14 protein-coding genes and 1 other annotated feature are annotated in these 18,707 nt (G+C 64.7%); of the genes, 6 read left to right on the top strand and 8 right to left on the bottom strand.

Annotation, left to right across the window (positions count from 1 at the left end):
* Positions 1–36: 36 nt before the first annotated feature.
* The 4 genes from P8T11_RS17625 to P8T11_RS17640 are packed head-to-tail and all read right to left on the bottom strand — an operon-like array spanning position 37 to position 3,508.
* The gene (locus P8T11_RS17625) at positions 37–1,614 is read right to left on the bottom strand and encodes an aldehyde dehydrogenase family protein (RefSeq protein ID WP_268080758.1); all 1,578 of its coding nucleotides are present in this window, start codon (positions 1,612–1,614) and stop codon (positions 37–39) included.
* Between the two features lie 57 nt (positions 1,615–1,671).
* Positions 1,672–2,151, bottom strand: a complete 480-nt coding sequence (locus P8T11_RS17630) for an acyl-CoA thioesterase (protein WP_268080757.1) — start codon at positions 2,149–2,151, stop codon at positions 1,672–1,674.
* Complete coding sequence (locus P8T11_RS17635; RefSeq protein WP_268080756.1) at positions 2,148–3,023, bottom strand: SDR family NAD(P)-dependent oxidoreductase; 876 nt, start codon at positions 3,021–3,023, stop codon at positions 2,148–2,150. Before P8T11_RS17635 ends, P8T11_RS17630 begins: the two co-directional genes overlap by 4 nt.
* Before the next feature lie 5 nt (positions 3,024–3,028).
* A complete protein-coding gene (locus P8T11_RS17640) occupies positions 3,029–3,508 on the bottom strand; it encodes a MaoC family dehydratase (RefSeq protein ID WP_268080755.1) in 480 nt (159 codons plus the stop codon).
* A 207-nt stretch (positions 3,509–3,715) separates the two neighbouring features.
* On the opposite strand from P8T11_RS17640, the gene P8T11_RS17645 reads away from it, so the two are divergent.
* Positions 3,716–4,357 (top strand): TetR/AcrR family transcriptional regulator, encoded by a 642-nt coding sequence (locus P8T11_RS17645; protein WP_100854077.1) that lies wholly within the window; start codon positions 3,716–3,718, stop codon positions 4,355–4,357.
* A 329-nt stretch (positions 4,358–4,686) separates the two neighbouring features.
* Here P8T11_RS17645 and P8T11_RS17650 read toward each other — a convergent pair whose 3' ends face one another.
* Positions 4,687–6,324: an AMP-binding protein gene (locus tag P8T11_RS17650; protein WP_268080754.1), complete on the bottom strand. Its 1,638-nt coding sequence runs from the start codon at positions 6,322–6,324 to the stop codon at positions 4,687–4,689.
* 181 nt (positions 6,325–6,505) lie between these two features.
* On the opposite strand from P8T11_RS17650, the gene P8T11_RS17655 reads away from it, so the two are divergent.
* The 3 genes from P8T11_RS17655 (at position 6,506) to P8T11_RS17665 (ending at position 10,795) form a co-directional block, all read left to right on the top strand.
* Positions 6,506–7,261: an enoyl-CoA hydratase/isomerase family protein gene (locus tag P8T11_RS17655; RefSeq protein ID WP_268080753.1), complete on the top strand. Its 756-nt coding sequence runs from the start codon at positions 6,506–6,508 to the stop codon at positions 7,259–7,261.
* Positions 7,262–7,290: 29 nt separating this feature from the next.
* Positions 7,291–8,535, top strand: coding sequence for an ABC transporter substrate-binding protein (locus P8T11_RS17660; protein ID WP_268080752.1), 1,245 nt, complete (start codon positions 7,291–7,293; stop codon positions 8,533–8,535).
* A 163-nt stretch (positions 8,536–8,698) separates the two neighbouring features.
* Positions 8,699–10,795: a PhoX family protein gene (locus P8T11_RS17665; RefSeq protein ID WP_268080751.1), complete on the top strand. Its 2,097-nt coding sequence runs from the start codon at positions 8,699–8,701 to the stop codon at positions 10,793–10,795.
* A gap of 34 nt (positions 10,796–10,829) precedes the next feature.
* Here the strand turns inward: P8T11_RS17665 and P8T11_RS17670 are convergent, their stop codons facing one another.
* Positions 10,830–11,807 carry a MerR family transcriptional regulator gene (locus P8T11_RS17670; RefSeq protein ID WP_268080750.1) on the bottom strand — a complete coding sequence of 326 codons (978 nt, stop codon included), beginning with the start codon at positions 11,805–11,807 and terminating at the stop codon, positions 10,830–10,832.
* Between the two features lie 170 nt (positions 11,808–11,977).
* Between P8T11_RS17670 and P8T11_RS17675 the strand changes: the two genes are divergently transcribed.
* Both P8T11_RS17675 and P8T11_RS17680 read left to right on the top strand, forming a co-directional pair.
* The gene (locus P8T11_RS17675) at positions 11,978–12,433 is read left to right on the top strand and encodes a fasciclin domain-containing protein (protein WP_268080749.1); all 456 of its coding nucleotides are present in this window, start codon (positions 11,978–11,980) and stop codon (positions 12,431–12,433) included.
* Between the two features lie 151 nt (positions 12,434–12,584).
* Positions 12,585–12,815 (top strand): DNA-3-methyladenine glycosylase, encoded by a 231-nt coding sequence (locus tag P8T11_RS17680; protein ID WP_268080748.1) that lies wholly within the window; start codon positions 12,585–12,587, stop codon positions 12,813–12,815.
* A gap of 428 nt (positions 12,816–13,243) precedes the next feature.
* On the opposite strand, the gene P8T11_RS17685 is transcribed toward P8T11_RS17680, so the two are convergent.
* Both P8T11_RS17685 and P8T11_RS17690 read right to left on the bottom strand, forming a co-directional pair.
* Positions 13,244–14,728, bottom strand: coding sequence for a SulP family inorganic anion transporter (locus tag P8T11_RS17685; protein ID WP_268080747.1), 1,485 nt, complete (start codon positions 14,726–14,728; stop codon positions 13,244–13,246).
* An 86-nt stretch (positions 14,729–14,814) separates the two neighbouring features.
* Positions 14,815–14,868, bottom strand: a sequence feature (sul1 is cis-regulatory element that is thought to sense ions involved in sulfur or methionine metabolism; They are found in Alphaproteobacteria).
* A 126-nt stretch (positions 14,869–14,994) separates the two neighbouring features.
* Positions 14,995–18,630: an AAA family ATPase gene (locus P8T11_RS17690; protein ID WP_268080746.1), complete on the bottom strand. Its 3,636-nt coding sequence runs from the start codon at positions 18,628–18,630 to the stop codon at positions 14,995–14,997.
* Positions 18,631–18,707 lie beyond the last annotated feature (77 nt).

Consider the following 18,707-nt stretch of genomic DNA (forward strand, 5'->3'; position numbering starts at 1 on the left):
GCTGGTCTTGCGGATCTTGCTGAACGCGCTTGTTTTTCAAGGGCGCCAGACGGTATGGCTTTGTTCGCGTGCGAATTGCGTCACGTAGTACGGCCCCAGCCCGCCCTTGCCGGTCATGCCCGACCCCTTCCAGCCGCAAAAGGTTTGTATGCCTGGCCAGGCGCCGGTGGTCGCGCCGCTGGCGCGGTTCACGTACAGGGCGCCGGCATGCGCCTGGTTCAGAAACAGGTCAATCTCGTCTTTCTCTTGGGCGTAGCAGCCGGCGGTAAGGCCGTAGTCGACCGCGTTGCCGTCATCGATGGCCGTTTGCAGGTCGTTAAACGGCAACACCGAGACAAACGGCAGGAACAGTTCCTTGCGGTTCAAGCGGTGGTCGGCGGGCAGGCCGGCCGCCACGGCTGGGCGCACGTAATGGCCATAAGCCAGTTCGCCCGCGCTCAAGCGGCGCCCGCCCGACAGCAGCCGACCGGAGGCGTCCACGTCTTCGCAAGCCGTGCGATAGCGCCGCCACGCCGCTTCGTCGATCAGCGGCCCCATGAACACGCCGCGCTCCCGCGGATCGCCCACCGTGACGGCCTCGGTTGCCGCGCACAACCGTTCCAGAAAGGTGTCGTGCACCGCCGCGTGCGCGTAGACCTTCGACCCCGCCGAGCACTTCTGCCCTTGCAGCCCAAAGGCGGAACGCAACACGCCTTGCACGGCCACGTCCAGGTCCGCGCTGGCGGTGATGTAGGTGGGGTTCTTGCCGCCCATCTCGGCAATGACGGGCCGCGCGTGGCGGCCCGCCGCCACCGTTTGCAGCAGCTCCATGCCCACGTCCAGGCTGCCGGTGAAGGCGTAGCCGTCGATGCCCGTGTGATGCGCCAACAGCGCGCCCGTCTTGGCGCCGCCATACACCCCGTTCATGCAACCCGATGGCACGCCCGCCGCGTCGCAGGCGCCCAGCAGCAGCGCGCCCGTCAACGCGGCGCGGGGCGACGGCTTATAGACCACGGCGTTGCCCGCCAGCAAGGCGGCGCACATCATGTTCACCGACAAGGCCAAGGGAAAATTGAAGGGCGCGATCACCGCGAACACGCCATACGGACGCAGCACATCGTGGGTGCTTTCGTTATCGAAGGCGCGCGCCAGCGGTTGCCGATAGCCGTCGTTGCGTTCGGCTTGATCGCAGTAGTAACGGATCAGGTCCACCGCTTCTTCGGCCTCGCCCAGCGCTTCCAGGCGCGACTTGCCGATCTCGACGATCGTCGCCATGGCGAAGTCGTACTTGCGTTCGGACAGCACCATCGCCAAACGCCGCAGCACAGCGATACGCGCCGCCCAACCCTGCGCGGCCCAAGCCGGTTGCGCATGCCGGGCGCAAGCGATGGCGCGGTCCACGGTGTCGGCATCCGCGCAAGGAAAGCGGCCGATCAACAACCAATGGTCGATCGGCGAATAGCATGCGTGCAGGTCTTCGCCCGCCACCGCCTGACCATCAAAACGATGGCGATGGTCGTGGCCCAGCATGCGCGATTCGAAGTCGGGCAGGCGCTGGTCCAGCAGGTCGTGCACCGCCGAAAAGTCGGTGTGGATGTTCGAGTAGGTGACGCGAGGCAGGGTGTGGTCGATCACAGCAGCTCCCAGGGCGGCGTTTGGGTCAGTGCGGCCGGCTGGGCGCGGCAGTCGGGCTCAGGCCGCGCGCAACAACGGTTCCAACGCGCGGCGCAAGGCCGGCGGCAGTTCGACGGGCTTGCTGGATTCACGGTCCACATAGGCGTGGGTGTAGCTGCCCTGTGCAGCCGCCGTCTCATCATCCTCGCGAAACATCGCGAACTCGTAGGTGACGCTGCTGCGGCCCAGGCGCCCCACGCGCAAGCCAAGCACGACGCGGTCGGGGAACGTGATCGGGCGAAAGTACGAGGTCTGGCTGTGCACCACCAGGCCGATCACGGCGCTGACGCGCAGGTCCAGCACGCCCAGCTCGATCAGCGTCTGGTTGACCGCCGTGTCGAAGTATTCGTTGTAGACCACGTTGTTCATGTGGCCGTAGACGTCGGTATCGCGCAGCCGTGTCGTCATCGGCAACAGACGCGGGTAGTCACCACGCGCATGGGGTGCTGCGCGCTGCGGTTGCGGTTGCGGTTGCTGCTGTTCTGCGCTGGCGTTCATGCGGCCTCCTGTGCGCGCTTCAAGATACGGGCAACGTGGGCCAGCCCCTCGGGCGGCTCGATCAGCGTTTCCAGGCTGGCGATGTCATCAAAGTGCGCGGCGATGCTTTCCGGCGTGCGCTCGCTTTCCGGGAAATACATGCCCTCGCCTTCCACAATGGCCAACCGCGCGTAGGTGCCCGCGCCCGCCAGCAACGCGGTGCGGCTGGGTGCGCCTTCGGCCACCAGGAACAAGGCGGCGGGCGTCACATAGGCGGGGTCCAGCGCGCGCAGGGCGTCGGCGTCGAACATCTCGGCGGTCATGCGGGTGGCGGCGGTGGGCACCAGCGCGTTCACATGGATGCCGTGCTTCTGGCCTTCCAGGTGCAGCACGTTCATCAGGCCAACCACGCCCGCCTTCGCAGCGCCGTAGTTGGATTGGCCGAAGTTTCCATACATGCCTGACGTGGACGTGGTCATCAGGATGCGGCCATAGCGTTGCTCGCGCATGATGGGCCAAACGGCGCGCGCGCAGTTGGCCGAGCCCAGCAGATGCACGTCGATAACGGCGTTGAAGTCGTCGGCGCTCATCTTGGCGAAAGTCTTGTCGCGCAGAATGCCGGCGTTGTTGATCAGAATGTCGACACGCCCCCAGGCGTCCATGGCGCTTGCCACCATGGCGTCCACGGCCGAGACATCGCAGACATTGCCGCCGTCGGCAATGGCCTGCCCGCCCGCCGCGCGGATCTCGTCGACCACGGCTTGCGCCGCGCCGCCGAAATCATTGACCACCACGCGGCAACCGCGCGCGGCCAGTTGCAGCGCGTGGCTGCGGCCCAGCCCTTGTCCGGCGCCTGTCACGATGGCGACGCGTTCGTCAAAGCGTATGGTCATGGCGGTCATCCTTGAAGCACGGTCATGGTGATCCAGTCAGCCACCAAGGCGGGACGCGCGGCGCCCTCGATCTCGACGGTGACGGCGTAGCGGGTGGTGAATTCACGGTCGTTGCGGGACGTGAATTCGCTAAGGACAAAGCGGCCGCGAATCCGTGCACCCACGGGCACCGGCGTCAGAAAGCGGACTTTGTCGAAACCGTAGTTGATCCCGATGGCCCCTTCGAATACCGGCAGCACCTGCAAGCTGAACCGGGTCAGCAGCGACAACGACAGAAAGCCATGCGCGATCGGCCCACCAAACGCGCTTTCACGCGCGGCGCGCGCCGGGTCCACATGAATGAACTGGTGGTCGCCGGTGGCATCGGCAAACAGGTCCACCTGCGCCTGGGTGACGGTGAGCCAATCCGACACACCGATTTCTTGCGATACCTGGGCGGCCAGGGTTTGCGGAGGGGTGAGGGGCGAGGCAAGGTCTGTCGTCATGGATGGCCGTTGAAAGCTGCGTGAGCGGGCTTGGTCATGCAATTAAGCACGAAAACATACCGAGTAGTATAAACTTCGTTTTTGCGATTTGCATAGCGCGCCGATCAACGTCGCGCCCCGATGCAAAAGTGTCCCGCCACCCGGCGTGACGCGGGGCGATTGGCTAAACTGGCGCTTTGCCGCGACGCATGGATGGAGATAGGCGCAATGAATGGGGAACCTACGGTGACGGCTGCACGCGATGACGGCATGGGCAACATTGAACTGCTGACCGCGGCGGCCGAATGCTTCATGGAGCAGGGGTTCCACGCCTCCAGCATCGACGACGTGGCGCGCCGGCTGGGCGCCACCAAGGGCCGCGTCTACCACTACTACCGGTCGAAAACCGACCTGTTCTTCGACGTGCACCGCGAAGGCATGCGGCGTAACTTCGAGGCCGTGCGTCCGGTCATGAAGGAACCGGGCACCGCCGCCCATCGGCTGGCGCTGATGCTCAAGCACCATGCGCTGTCCATGATGGAAAACCTGGCGTTTGAAACGGTGGTGGTGCAAGGCGTGCACATGCATCGCCTGGGCGCGACCACCCCCGCGCAGCGTCAGACGCTGGCTGACCTGATGACCATCCGCGACGATTTCGAAGCGCTGTTCAAGCGCGTCGCCTATGAAGGAGTGGAAGACGGCTCGCTGGCCATTGACGACGTGTCGGTCGCCATCAAGGCGGCGCTGGGCGCCATCAACTGGCTGGCCGTCTGGTATCGCCCGCGCCTGGGCGAAACTCGCGACGACCGCGAAATCCTGGCCAACAAAGTCGTCCACACCATCATCGCCGGCCTAGGCACCCGCCCCTGACGCCAAACGTCGCGGTCACCCCGCGACGCCCCTACCGCCTCTGCCGCCTCTGCCGTCTCTACCGTAGGATGGGTGAAGCGCGAGAATCTTTAAACACGAACAACGCCCCACAACGCGCGCAACCCATCAAGCAGCCACGGAGTTTTTAACGGACGGAGCCACAACGCCAAATGGGTTACGCGCGATCCGCATCCGATTCCTTTTGGAATGCTTCCCGCGCTTCACCCATCCTACGGCAGGGCACTTGTAGGATGGGTGAAGCGCGCGATGTCCTCAACAAGAACCCCAAGGTCCAACGCGCGCAACCCATCACCGCAACCTAATCCCCCTCACCCCAACCTCTCCCTTCGCAACCGAACCCCCGCCCGCTCTCGATCCCACGTCCCCGCCGCCACCCCCTCGCTGCGCAACACATGCTTTTGCAGCTTGCCACTCGCCGTCTTAGGCAATTCCTCCACCACCCTCACATACCGCGGCACCATGTAATGCGGCACCCGCTCGGCCAACCACGCGATCAACTCGCCCGGCTCCACCTGCGCACCCTCCACCGCCGTCACCACCGCCAGCACCTCATCCTCACCGTGCTCACTCGGCACCGCCACCGCCACCGCTTCCCGCACCGCCGGGTAAGCGCAAATCTCCCCCTCAAGCTCAAACGACGAGATGTTCTCGCCGCGCCGCCGAATCACGTCCTTCAAGCGATCAACAAAGAAAAACGTGCCATCCGCCTCGCGCCGAAACGCATCGCCCGTATGGAACCAGCCGTTGCGCATCGATGCGGCGGTGGCTTCAGCGTTTTGGTAGTAACCCGAGAACAGCGCCCAGGGCCGATGCGAACGAATCAGCAATTCGCCCACCTGGCCGTCCGGCAGCGCGCGGTCCTGCGCATCGCCCACGCGCAGTTCGAACCAGGGCCGGGGCTTGCCGCAGTGCCCGGCCTCGGTCAGACCCGGTCCCGCGCTTAGCGGGCTGGCAATCTCGGTCATGTTGTAGACCGTGTAAAGATCCACCCCAAAGCGCGCCTGAAACGCTGGCGCGTCTTCGCCAAACGGCACGATGAACGCGCGGCGCAACGTATGCTCGCGGTCGCGTGGCGACGGCGCTTGCTTGAGCAGGAAGTTGGCCATCACGCCCAGCAGCAGCACCACCGTGCTTTCGGTGTCGCGGATGGCGTCCCAGAATTCGGCGGTGCGAAACTCGGGCACCATGGCGATGGACCCGCCATAAGCCAGCATGGCGTACACGTACAAGGTGCTGCCGCAATGGAAGATGGGGCCCGCGATCATGCAGCGGTCATCCGGCGTGATGCAGTCAAAGGCGTCCGGCCCCATGGTGTAGATCTGCACGTAGGACGTCACCACGCCCTTGGACAACCCGGTCGTGCCGGACGTGTACATGATGGACTGCGTATCCCAGGGTTCGATGGGCGTCTCGGTGGCCAGCAGATCCGGCGCGGGGTCGCCCGGTTCATCCACCAGTGGGGCGAACGACACGCCGGCCGGTGGCTCGGACGGGTTGGTCGACATGCCGCCATCGCCGTCGCCCGTCAGCAGCACCTGGCGCAGCGCCCCCGGCGGCAATTCCTGCAAGCGCCCCACCAGCGCCGGGTGCGCCAGCATCAGCGAAGCCTGGGCGTTTTCCAGCACGTGGGCCAGCGGGCGGCCGCGCAGCGCGGTGTTCAGCGGCACATACACCGCGCCCAGATAGTTAATGGCGAACCAACTGACCAGCAGCTCAGGCCCATTGCCCATCCAGCACAGCACGCGATCGCCCTGCTTCACGCCGGCACGGCGCAGCGTCGCTGCCCGTTGGCGCACCTGCGCCAGCGTCTGGGCATAGGTCCAGCCCGGACCCCGATGGAATTGGACAAAGATTCTGTCCGGTATCTTTTTCGCTTGCGCTTCCAGCAAATAGCGCAGCACGCATGCCTGGCGCTCGGGAACGGCCGCCCCAGCCTCGTCGTTCATCAACAGTCTCCTCATCTTGTGGTTTTGCCTTATTTTTCATGACTTCCCGACGGCTATCCAGCGTTGATGGATACGGACTTACCCGCACCCGACGCCAGGAACCGCCAGGCAAGCCTTGCGGCTTTCAACATACTTGGTAGTATATCCACCAAATTCCTCAAAACAAGCACGGAAAAATCCCATGAGCATGGTTTCAATCGAACGTGACGATGGCGTGGCGGTGGTGCGTTACGACCGTGGCGGCAAGGCCAATGCGCTGAACCTGGCGGCCATGGATGCATTGATCGCTGCCGCCGCCGAGCTAGCCCGCGACGAACACATCCGCGCCGTGGTGCTGACCGGCACGCCCGCCGTCTTCAGCGCCGGCATCGATCTGAAAGACCCCGCCCTGTGGACCCATGACGATCCTCTGGCCACGCAGCGCGCGTTGGCGCGCGGCGAAGCGCTGTGCCGCGCGTGGGCAGAGTTGCCGCAGGCCACCATCGCCGCCATTGAAGGCGCGGCGGTCGGCGGCGGCGCGGTGCTGGCGCTGGCGTGCGACTGGCGCGTGCTGTCCAACCACGCTTTTCTGCGCCTGCCGGAAGTGCGGCTGGGCCTACCCTTGGCCTGGGGCGGCCTGCCCCGCTTGGCCAGCCTGGTGGGGCCCGCGCGCGCCAAGCGGGCGCTGTTCACCGACCTGCAACTGGACGCCGACACCGCTCAGACCTGGGGCCTGGCGGACGCAGTGGCTCCCGCCGGCGATGCGCTGCACGCCGCGATGGCTTTGGCGCGCGACGCCGCCGCCTGCCCGCCGCTGGCGCTACGCCTGAGCAAACGAGCCATCGACGCGCAATTCGACGCGAGCCGCCTGGCGCACGCGCAGACCGATCAGTTTCTGTTGTGCCATCTGCTGTCCCAACCCACCGCCGTATCACCAATGCCGCAAAGATCCGCGTAAACAGCGGACGCCCCCCTTGGAGGAAAGACATGAACCATTACCTACGCGCCCTGCTTATTGCCGGGGCATTCGCCGTGCCGGCCGCGCATGCGCAGTCCGACAAACCCATCCGCATCGGCGTCCTGACCGATCTCTCCGCCATGAACGCCGACCTGTCCGGGCAAGGCTCGGTGGAAGCTGCCCGCATGGCCGTCGAAGACTTTGGGCCGACGGTGCTGGGCCGCAAGATTGAAGTCATTGCGGGCGACCACCAGAACAAGGCGGACGTGGGCTCGGCCACCGCGCGTCGCTGGATCGACCAGGAAAACGTCAAGGCCATTGTCGACGTGCCGACCTCTTCCGTGGCACTGGCGGTGCAGGAAATCACGCGCACCGCCAACATCGCCTTCCTGGCGTCCACGGCCGGCAGTTCGGACCTGACGGGCAAGGCCTGCTCGCCATCCACCGCGCAATGGACCTACGACACTTATGCGCTGGCCAACGGCACCGGGCGCGCGCTGACCGAGTCCGGCATGAAGAAGTGGTACTTCCTGACGGCCGACTACGCCTTCGGCCACGCCTTGCAGGCCGATACCGAAAACGCCGTCAAACAGGCGGGCGGCCAGACCTTGGGCTCGGTCAAGCATCCGCGCGCATCGAACGACTTTTCGTCGTTCCTCTTGCAAGCGCAGGCGTCCAAGGCCGAGATCGTGGCGCTGGCCAATTCGTCGGGCGACACCACCATGGCGATCAAGCAGGCCAATGAATTCGGCCTGATCAAGGGCGGGCAAAAGCTGGCAGGGCTGCTCATGTTCATTACCGACGTGGATGGCGTGGGGCTGGAACAGGCGCAAGGCCTGGTGTTGACCAGCGGCTTTTACTGGGACATGGACGAGCGCACGCGCGCATGGTCCAAGCGCTATGCCGAACGGATGAAGGGGCGTGTGCCGACGATGGCGCAAGCCGGTGTCTATTCCGCCGTGCTGACGTTCCTGAACGGCGTGAAGGAAAGCGGCAAGCTGGAAGGTGACGCGGTGATGACGCAGATTCGCGGCATGAAGATCGACGACATGTTCGCGCGCAATGCCTATCTGCGCGCAGACGGCCGACTGGTGCATGACATGTACCTGGTGGAAGTGAAGAAGCCGTCTGAATCCAAGGCACGCTGGGACTACTTCAAGATCCTGCGCACCATTCCGGGCGACAACGCCTTCCGGCCGCTGGACCAGGGCGGGTGCCCCCTGGTGTCGTCCAAAACGGTGGCGTCGAAATCGGTCACCGCCACCACCAAATAATCGCGCTTGCTTGCGTTTGGCCGGCTCCGTGCAAACGGCGCCGGCTTTTTTTTCACGCCTCGACAACCCATCCATGCTTTCAGCGTAGTGTCATTAACCTTTCATTTGCGGCTTCTAGTATTGCTCGTCCATTCAGGCACAGCCCCCAACGCCAGGAATCCACATGAGCAAATCCATCTCCGACAAAATCGTCCGCAACCCCAGCCAGAGCAGCCCTTTCAGCGAGATTCTGGAAAAGAACCTGTCGCGCCGCATGGTGATGCGCGGCGGTCTTGCCGCCGCCTTCGCCACGATGACCAGCCTTGGCCTGGCCGGCTGTAACGGCAGCGATGACGATGATGACGACAACGTTGGCGGCGAACCGAACCCCGCACCCGAAGTCCCGGGTGGCGAAACGCCTGCCCCCACGCCGCTGAAGCTGGCCTTCGACTCGCTGCCCACGTCGATGACCGACGCTTGCGTCGTGCCGCAAGGCTATGTGGCCCACGTGTTCGCACCGTGGGGCACGCCGTTGAACGACAACGCGCAGCCCTGGGACCAGAACGGCAACAACACGTCCAACGACCTGCTCAATTCCATGGGCATGCATCACGACGGCATGCACTTCTTCCCCATCGAAGGCAGCTCCACCGAAGGCCTGCTCGCGGTCAACCACGAATACATCGACCAGAGCGCCCTGCATCCGGCCGGCCCCACGTCGGTGGCCGGCAAGCGTCCCGCTGAAGAAGTGCGCAAGGAAATCAACGCGCACGGCGTGGCCATCCTGCATGTGCGCCGTGAAAACGGCCGCTGGAACATCGTCAACAACTCGCGCTACAACCGCCGCTTCACGTCGGCCACCGCGATGAAGCTGGCCGGCCCCGTCGGCGGCACGGACTGGGTCAAGACGCCGTTCTCGCCCAACGGCATGCAGGTGCGCGGCACCAACAACAACTGCGGCAACGGCTTCACGCCGTGGGGCACCTACATCACCGCCGAAGAAAACTGGGCGGCCTGCTTTGTGAACACCGGCACGCGCCCCGCGCACCAGCTTCGCGTGGGCGTATCGGGTGGCCCCGCCGGCCGCTACCAGTGGGAAACCGCCGCGGGCGACGCGACGGAAGTGCTGGGCGAATTCGCGCGCTTCAACGTCACCGAAACGGGCATCGACGCCACGCAAGATTGGCGCAACGAGGTCAACGGCTTCGGCTACCTGGTTGAAATCGACCCCTACGACCCCACCAGCATCGCCACCAAGCGCACCGCCATGGGCCGCTTCGCCCACGAAGGCTGCTCTTACAGCAAGCCCGAAGCCGGCAAGCCGCTGGCCTTCTACAGCGGCGACGATTCGCGCTTTGAATACATCTACCGCTTCGTGTCGGAAGCCGTGTGGGATCCGAAGGACGCAGAGCGCACCGACCGTCTGGCCGTGGGCGCCAAGTATCTGGACAAGGGCACGCTGTATGTCGCCCGCTTCGATGCCGATGGCACCGGCGAATGGCTGGCATTGACCGGCACCACCGTCGGCGCCGGTGGCCGCACGCTGGCCGACGAATTCGGCAGCCTGGACGCCATTCTCATCAACACGCGCGGCGCGGCCGACTTCGTGGGCGCCACCCCGATGGACCGCCCGGAGTGGACCGCCACGCATCCCACCAACGGCGACATCTACCTGACGCTGACGAACAACAGCAGCCGCAACGCCGGCACGGGCACCAACCCGCCCAACCCGCGCTTGAACAACGTCAACGGCCACATCATCCGCTGGCACGACGAAGCCGGCTCGACCAAGTTCGACTGGGATATCTTCGTGTTCGGTTCGGATGCCGGCGCCGATGCCGACACCAACCGCTCGGGCCTGACCGCGCTGAACCAACTGGCCAGCCCCGACGGCATCGCCTTCGACACCCGCGGCATCCTGTGGATTCAGACGGACAACGGCATCGACGGCGGCCGCAACAACAACGTGGCGCGCGCCACCAACGACCAGATGCTGGCCGTCATCCCCGGCGCGCTGGCTGACAGCACCGGCACGGGTCCCGCCATCAACGCGTCCAACCAGTCTGAACTGCGCCGCTTCTTCGTTGGTCCCAACGAAGCCGAAATCACCGGCTTCGCGTTCACGCCGGACTACACCAGCATCTTCCTGAACGTCCAGCACCCGGCCAACTGGCCGGCCTACGCCACGGACGACGCGACGATTGCAGCCAGCGGCACCGTGCGCCCGCGCGCATCGACGGTGGTGATCCAACGCGCCGATGGTGGACCGATCGGGGTGTGATAGGCAAGGCGCCGCCCTGTGCGGGGCGGCGCCGTTAACCCGCCAGCGGCCACATGCCTTCCGATTGCAGCAGACGCCCCATGGCGGCTTCCAGAATGCCGCGCGCCTGGCCCGCGGCCTGCTCCAGCGCCAGATGCAATTGCGCGTCGGCGTCATTGCGTGAGGCGCACTGGGCACTGTAGCGCTCGAAGCTGCCCACCATCATAAGCAACTCGGCAAGATGCCTGGGGCACTCGCAGGCGATGGGGTTGCGCAGCGCCATGATCTTGGCCAAGGCCTCTTCATTGAACGTAATGGCCGAGGCCGGGGCCAGCGCGGCAAGGTTCGACCCCGCGACCGCCGAACGGCACAGCGGCGCAAGTTCCGTCAACTGCGCCGGAATGCGCGCAACCAGGCATCCCTGCGCACGCAGGGTACGTATGGTGCTGCTGGCGCTAAAGCGGTAGAGCACGACCACGGCACCGGTCTCGGTCTCGGTCGCGTCGCGCGCGCGCTGGATGGGCGCGAGCGCATCGGCATCCAACTCGGAAATTTCAATGATGAGCACGTCGGCATGGCGCGGCAGCGACCCGGCGTCTTCCAGGTGCGCGCACGCGCCGACCACATGGACGTCAGGCCCGGCCATGTAGCCAGAGCCCCCGTCGTGGCCCGTGCCCCCGGCCAAGAGGCGAGGGGTAAGGGTCGCGCCGACCGCCACGGCGCGCAAGGGCGGGCCGCCCAGGCTTGGCTGCGCGCCAAGCATGGCTTGCAACTGCTCCAGCGTCAGCAGCGCAAGCGTACCAATGGCGTGCCCTTGATCCACCAGCTGCTTCAACAGGCCGAGCCGTCGGACTTGCTCCGCCGAGTACAGCCGCTGACCGTGTGGCGAGCGTGCCGGCGAGGACAGCTGATAGCGCCGCTCCCAGACGCGCAGGGTTTCGACGGGCAGCCCGGCCAGCTTGGCGGCAACCCCCGTGCGATAGGCCGCGGTTGAACCGGCGTCGTCTAGGTCAGTGTTTGAGATATTTGGCATTTTGACCCGCCTATGAACCGTTAAAGACAATATTTACAGGTTCAAAACATGGACGAAGTGAAAGATGCCGCCTACTCTACCCTCACGCGTCGCGTTTTCCAAGTTGCGAAGCGATATTGAGGGCCCCCCAGGACGCGGGCGCCTGATTCCCTCACTTTCTGGAGCACAACATGAAACGATTTCTGATTGGAACGACGATTGCCCTGGCTTGCGGCTGGGCCAATGCCGCCGACATCGTGGACACGGCCAAATCGGCGGGCGGGTTCACCACCTTGACGACTGCGGTACAGGCCGCCGGCCTGACCGACACACTGAAGGGACCGGGCCCCTTCACCGTTTTCGCGCCGACTGACGCGGCGTTTGCCAAGGTGCCGAAGGACAAGCTGGACGCGCTGCTGAAAGACAAGGCCGCGCTGACCAAGGTGCTGACGTATCACGTCGTGCCGGGCAAGGTCATGGCCAAGGACGTCAAGGCGGGCAAGGTCAAGACCGTTGAAGGCAGCGAGGTGACCGTGACCGTCGCCGACGGCAAGGTCAAGGTGAATGACGCCAATGTGGTCAAGACGGATATTGCCGCCGACAACGGCGTCATCCACGTCATCGACACGGTTCTGATGCCGATGTAATCCGGGACAGTTGCGGGTCACCCCGCAGCCACCTTGTCGCAAGCAGTGCAGGGCCGCCTTAGGGGCGGCTTTGCGCTTGGCGCAAGCAATCGGAACGTCAGAGGAAATGCGTCAGGGAACGCAAACGCAGGGGAGACAGCAGGAGCTTCTTATGGATACGCAAGAATTGGTCGCCCAGATGATCACCAGAACATCTGGCGCGCGGCGCTTCGAAGACTGGCCCGAAGTCCTGGCCGCCTACGCCGCCTGCCTGGACACGGTGCAGCACAAGCTGACCCGGCAGGAGATGGAAGATTTCATCAACCTGGGCGCGGACTTTTATCGAACCTTGGCTCGGGCCGAGGACTATCGGCGAGGGTGTAGCTTGGGGTCGGGAAGCTGATTCGTGTACTGCGGGTTTGCACCGGCGGAGAATGGCCATAGGCGCCCGTGACCAGCAAGGCTGCGGAACCGTCGGCAACGACAATGTAGGATGGGTGCAGCGCGCCAGATCCGCAAAAAGAACACCGGCGTGTATCGCGCGAAACCCATCAACCGGCGCCTGACGAAACGTAGACCGCCAAAAGCAAAAACAGCCGGCAGATTGGATAGACCTAGTCCATCATCTATCGGCTGTTTTCCTGCGGTAAGCCTTAGCCTGCGTTCACCGCTGCTTGATGGGTTCCGCGCGTTCGGCGTTCATGTTCTTGCCTACACCATGCCGCGCTACACCCATCCTACAAGGCAAAGTCGCGGGGCGCGGCGCGGTTTTTCGCTACATCCGGGCATCCAGGCATCCAGGCATCCAGGTATTTTCGACCTGTTGTCTCCTTAGTGCCCCGCCGACTGGGCGTGGGCGCCCGATTTGTCGTGAACCGCAAAGCGGCCAATCAGGGTGGCACTGGCGGCGTTCAAACCGACGACATCCACGGCCTTGCCTTCACGCCGCAGCTTGATCACGACCTTGTCCAAAGCGCCGACGGCGGAGATGTCCCAGAAGTGCGCGGCGGACACATCCAGCACGACTCGGTCGACAACCTCTTTGAAATCAATGGCTTCGGCAAACCGTTCCGTGGACCCGAAAAACACCTGGCCCGCGTAGTAATAGGTGCGGGTGCGTCCGTCCTCCGACAAGGCCGAAGTCACCGCGAAGAGCCGCTTGACCTTGCCCGCGAAGAACACGCCGCTCAACAGCACGCCCGCCAGCACGCCCCGGGCCAGGTCATGCGTCCAGACCACCACCACAACCGTCGCCAGCATGACCACCGACGACTGCCAGGGATGCGAACGCAGATTGCGAATCGAACCCCAACTGAACGTGCCGATGGACACCATGATCATGACCGCGACCAGTGCCGGCATGGGAATCCTGGCCACCAAAGGCCCCAGCACCACAATCAGGAACAGCAGAAAGGAACCCGCCACGAAAGTGGATAACCGCGTCGAACCGCCCGACTTCACGTTGATGACGGATTGGCCGATCATGGCGCAACCGCCCATGCCACCGAAGAAACCCGTCACGAAATTCGCGATGCCCTGGCCCTTGCATTCGCGCCGCTTGTTGCTGGGCGTGTCGGTCAGGTCGTCCACGATCTGCGCGGTCATCATCGATTCCAGCAGACCCACCGCCGCCATGGTCAGCGAATACGGAAAAATGATCTGCAAGGTTTCAAGGGTGAAGGGCACGTCGGGGATCAGGAACGACGGCAGTGCCGACGGCAGCTTGCCCATGTCGCCCACTGTATTGACGGGCAGGCCCCAGTAAATGGAGATGATCGTCAGCACGATGATGGCAATCAAGGGGGACGGCACCGCCCGGGTCAGGCGAGGAAACAGATAGATGATCGCCAGCCCGCCCGCCACCATCACATAGGTGACCCACGTGACGTTGATCAACTGCGGCAACTGGGCAATGAAAATCAGGATTGCCAGCGCATTCACAAACCCCGTGACAACCGAGCGCGACACGTATTGCATCAGCAGATCAAGCCGGAGGAAGCCGGCGATGACCTGGAAGACGCCCATCAGGATGGTGGCGGCGAACAGATATTCGACGCCATGCTGCTTGACCAGAGGCCCCACCAGCACCGCGACGGCGGCAGTCGCCGCCGAGATCATGCCCGGCCGACCACCCACCAACGAGATGATCACGGCAATGGAGAACGAGGCGTAGAGCCCCAGTCGCGGGTCAACACCCGCGATGATGGAAAAGCCGATGGCTTCAGGGATAAGCGCAAGGGCAACGACGATGCCCGCAAGAATATCGTTACGAGGATTGGACATCCATTCGCGACGAAACGAGGAAAAAAAAGACATTGTTTGGCTAACCTGACGTTAGCAAGCGATGCCTCACACCGAGGGTGATGGGTAGTTGGTCCCGGAGCGAGCCGTGATTCGCTTGGAGTTGTCCGAGGGATAGGCGCCCGGCCGAGCCACCCGGCGAAGCCGAGTCCACTGGTATCGCTGTCGAAGCGATGCGCATCCATTGCAGATGCCGCGAGGCCGGATTTTACACGGATTGCGGGACATGCTTGTCTTGCAGAGTCCACCACCAAGCGCGCCGCGAAAAAAAAGGCGGCCCGCTAGGCCGCCTGTGGTGCACCGTCCCATATTCGGGATTCCGCCTTCCTGGCCGACATGGACAGGCCCAGGCGGCGGCTTTCCGTCAAGGCTTGCCGCCAGCACGCCACGGCCCGCACGCCATCGCCCCGTTTTTCCCAGGTATCACCCAGCAAACGAAGGTATTCGCCGCGCAGGGACTCGGTGCCGAACTTCTCGATCAGCCCCCCGGCGCGTTCAATGGCCGCCGTGGCCGCGTCCGTCTGGTTCCAGGCCAGGTGCGCCTGCGCCAGCATCAGTTCCATCGTGGACTGCATGACCGGCAGGTCCTTGCCGCATGCCGCGGCCGCGCGCTCGATGTCGGCTACGGCCGACCTGTCGCCATTGCGGGCATTCACCCATCCGGTCCAGCCCAGGGCAAGTTCCTTCCAGATGGAAAAGTCTGCTTGCCCGGTCAGGAATGACATGCGAGCCGCCGCCTCGCGCGTCGCGTCGTCGTCGCCCCGTAGCCAATGCAGCCTGACCACCAGGCTAAGGCACAGCACGCGACTGGCCAGGTGGTCCAGCGCATCGGCGCTTTCCAGGGCGGCCCGCGCGCAGGCCAGCCCTTCCGCGTCGCGCCCCTGAAGCGTCAAGGCCAGGCCCAGCATCGCCTTGGCCAGGCTGGCGCCGTCCGCGCCACAGCAGGCGAAGCGCAGGCTGTGATCCGACTGGCTGCTTAGCGTCACAACGGATGAGCGCAGCCAACGCTCCGCATTGGCGGCATCGCCCATCCACAGACGACTGTCGCCGTAGGCGTATTGCGCCCAGCCCAGGTGCAGTCCATCGGCTGTCAGCTCGGCGTGGCGGTGTATGCGTTCGGCGAATTGCACGCTTTCCGCATGCGGGCGCGTGCACAGCGCCACGACCCAGTCGCCCCACATCTGGCGGAACTGGATATGCGGGCTATCGTCGCTGACGCGCAATTTGGCGGTACGAACATAGGCCTGCGAGGTTTCGCGCGCGCCCCCGCCCTTGATCGCCGTGAACAAGGTCCCCCGCAAGAGTTGGCAGTCGAGTTCGGCCTTGCGGCGCAGATCCGCGTCCGCGATCAGCGGCAGCGCGCCCAGCGCGCGCTCGCTCAAGGCCTGCGCTTCCCCCACGGCCGACTGCGCCAACGCGTCGCGCATGGCCAGGCACCACCAATGCGCGGCATCCGCGTGCCGCGCATGATCAAGGTGCAGGGCGATATGCGCGGGCTCCGGCGCATTGGTGCGCGGATCCTGGCTCATCAGGTACTGCGCAACCTGCTCATGCTGGCGCTGGCGCTCTTGCGGAGCAAGAGATCGGTAAATGGCGGTGCGGATCAGTTCATGGCGGAAGTTGGCCGGGATGCCGTCGTCGATCAGACCGTGGCGGTGCAATTCACCCAGCAAGCGCGGAATGTCGCGCCGGTTCAATCCGGCGGCCAGGGCCGCGCGGGCGAGCAAGGCATCGTCCAGGCGGCCGGCCACGGCGGCGAACTGGATCAGGTGGCGCGCCGCGTTATCCAGCGCGGACAGCCGCGACGCGACCAGGTCGGCAATGACGGGAGTGACCCCGATATCGGTGCCAAGCGCGACCTGACGCACCATTTCTTCCGCGTACAAGGGAACCCCCTCGGCGCCGTCAACGATCCTGGCGCGCAGCGCGGGCGCCAGGCGCTGCCCCCGCGAGCGGTGGGCAACAAGTTCCCCCATGGCTTGGCGGTCCAGGTGGCTAAGGCGCAGATCGTGGGCTTCCCACGTGCGCACGAATTCTTCGCGCGCCGTGGTCAGGAGCATCATCGGCCCGCGTACGGTCCGGCGCATCAAGGCCTCGATCAGAGACAGGCTGGAGCGATCCGCCCAATGCAGGTCTTCCCATATGAGCAGGCGCGGCCCTTCGCCCTTTTCGTGATGCGCCAGGATGGCGGCCAACGCATCGACCAGCGCGCCGTGCGGAGTGTGGCCTGACACCGGGGCGCCGGCTTCGCCGCGGCTATTCTCGGGAAACAGCACCCGCTTGAGTGCTGACCGCAAGCTGGGATCCAGCCCCGCGCGCTTGCACAGAATATCGACCGAGCGCGTCGGCAGGTCGGCCGACCCCGGTTCGGCGCTATCGACCGTGCCCCATTCCAGCGACAGGCGTTGCAGCAAATGCTCGCGCACCGGATGGAAAGGCGTTTCGCTATGGCCTTCGTAACACGCAAGCACGCACACTTCGCCGCCCGTGCGGCGCACATATTCGGCCGTCACGCCGGCAAGCAGCGACTTGCCTATGCCGGGCTCGCCACGCACCATCATGGCCGTCGGCGGTTGCGCCATGGGCAGGCGCGCCCACATGCGCACCAGGCTGTCGAATTCACGCACCCGGCCGAACATGCGATGCACCGCCGCGGCCTCGAGCTGCGCGTCCAGCAAGCACAGCTCGCGCCCATGCCGCTTTTCACGACGCACGGCGAACTGATCCATCAGGCGTTCACGAACTGCCGACCCGATCAGTATCTCGCCCGCCTCGGCAAGGTAGCTAAGCCGCATGGCCTCTTGCGTGACGAGCGCGCCACCGTCCGGCCGCTCGTCGGCGTGCACCAGCGCGATATCCGCGTGCAAGCCCATGCCGACACGCATGCCCGGCGGCAAGGCCAGGTCGCGAATGGCGCACGCCAGCCGGGCAGCGGCGTGCGCGGGCCGCTCGGTCAGAACCGGGTGGCCAAAAACGATCGCCATATTGCTGGCCAGGCCGAGCAGCACCTGCCCCCCTTCCTTGCGCGCCAGATCCTGCAGGTGCCTGCGTGCCATCTGCATGCCATGCAGCGTTTGCTCGGGCTGCAGGGTGGGGTCGTCGGCCGATACGGTCACGGCCAGCACCGCCAGCGGGCGGTAGTGCCTTTGCTCGCGCAAGGTCACGCCGCCCAGCTCCGCCGGCGGCACGATGTTTTCCATAAGCGCGCGGGTTTCTTCCGAGGGCTCGGTGTCGAAGCGATCGCGCATCAGGCTGACGCAATCGCGGAAAGCCAACATGGCGGCATCGCGATTGCCGCTGTCCAGCAGCAGGCGTATCAGTTGGCGATGCGCGCCTTCATCCTCGGGATGGGTCTGCACCCATTGCTTGGCATGCTCCATCGCCTCGGCCTGCCTGCCCTGCTGGCCCAGGCGCGTCAACAATGTCTTGCGGCATTCCGAGATCTCGCGCTCGATACGCGATTGCCAACTGGTGTGCCAGCTGCTGAACGCCGCGCTTTCGGGTAGCTCCGAATATTCCAGCAGTCGGCCCCTGTCATAGGACAAGCGCTCTTCCAGGCCAAGCGCCTCGTAGCCGGCACTGCCGGTAACGGCCAGGACGTCCACCATGATGACTTTGGGATTGAGCGCCAGGGTGCTGTTCGTGCCCGACCACACATCCGGCACGTTTTCGAACAAGCGCCGCAGCACGAACAAGGCGTGCCGGAGGTTGGCGCGCCCATTGCCCAATTCATCCGGCCACAGCATGTCGGCCAGATCCGCCCGTGCGTATGGCTTGCCTTGCGCAAGCGCGAGCAATGCGAGCAATAGCTTCGGTTTGTTGTAAGTGATGGCGCGCGCACCACTAACGTCCCCCACGGCGACATCGAATTCGCCCAACAGACGTAGTTGCACGGGCCTCAGCAGGCTGGGATGCATGGGACCCTGATAGACCAAGCAGCCGCGCCTAAAGGGTTTGCCCTAGGCGCCTTGTACTGATGAGCATTCTTTCTTTT

The sequence above is a fragment of the Achromobacter spanius genome (assembly GCF_029637605.1).
Classification (GTDB): Bacteria; Pseudomonadota; Gammaproteobacteria; order Burkholderiales; family Burkholderiaceae_B; genus Achromobacter; species Achromobacter spanius_E.

Excerpts from the sequence above, each read along its gene's own strand:
- P8T11_RS17630 (WP_268080757.1), bottom strand. The coding sequence starts at position 2,151 with ATGAACGCCAGCGCAGAACAGCAGCAACCGCAACCGCAACCGCAGCGC.
- P8T11_RS17635 (WP_268080756.1), bottom strand. The coding sequence starts at position 3,023 with ATGACCATACGCTTTGACGAACGCGTCGCCATCGTGACAGGCGCCGGA.
- P8T11_RS17640 (WP_268080755.1), bottom strand. The coding sequence starts at position 3,508 with ATGACGACAGACCTTGCCTCGCCCCTCACCCCTCCGCAAACCCTGGCC.
- P8T11_RS17645 (WP_100854077.1), top strand. The coding sequence starts at position 3,716 with ATGAATGGGGAACCTACGGTGACGGCTGCACGCGATGACGGCATGGGC.
- P8T11_RS17650 (WP_268080754.1), bottom strand. The coding sequence starts at position 6,324 with ATGAACGACGAGGCTGGGGCGGCCGTTCCCGAGCGCCAGGCATGCGTG.
- P8T11_RS17655 (WP_268080753.1), top strand. The coding sequence starts at position 6,506 with ATGAGCATGGTTTCAATCGAACGTGACGATGGCGTGGCGGTGGTGCGT.
- P8T11_RS17660 (WP_268080752.1), top strand. The coding sequence starts at position 7,291 with ATGAACCATTACCTACGCGCCCTGCTTATTGCCGGGGCATTCGCCGTG.
- P8T11_RS17665 (WP_268080751.1), top strand. The coding sequence starts at position 8,699 with ATGAGCAAATCCATCTCCGACAAAATCGTCCGCAACCCCAGCCAGAGC.
- P8T11_RS17670 (WP_268080750.1), bottom strand. The coding sequence starts at position 11,807 with ATGCCAAATATCTCAAACACTGACCTAGACGACGCCGGTTCAACCGCG.
- P8T11_RS17675 (WP_268080749.1), top strand. The coding sequence starts at position 11,978 with ATGAAACGATTTCTGATTGGAACGACGATTGCCCTGGCTTGCGGCTGG.
- P8T11_RS17680 (WP_268080748.1), top strand. The coding sequence starts at position 12,585 with ATGGATACGCAAGAATTGGTCGCCCAGATGATCACCAGAACATCTGGC.
- P8T11_RS17685 (WP_268080747.1), bottom strand. The coding sequence starts at position 14,728 with ATGTCTTTTTTTTCCTCGTTTCGTCGCGAATGGATGTCCAATCCTCGT.
- P8T11_RS17690 (WP_268080746.1), bottom strand. The coding sequence starts at position 18,630 with ATGCATCCCAGCCTGCTGAGGCCCGTGCAACTACGTCTGTTGGGCGAA.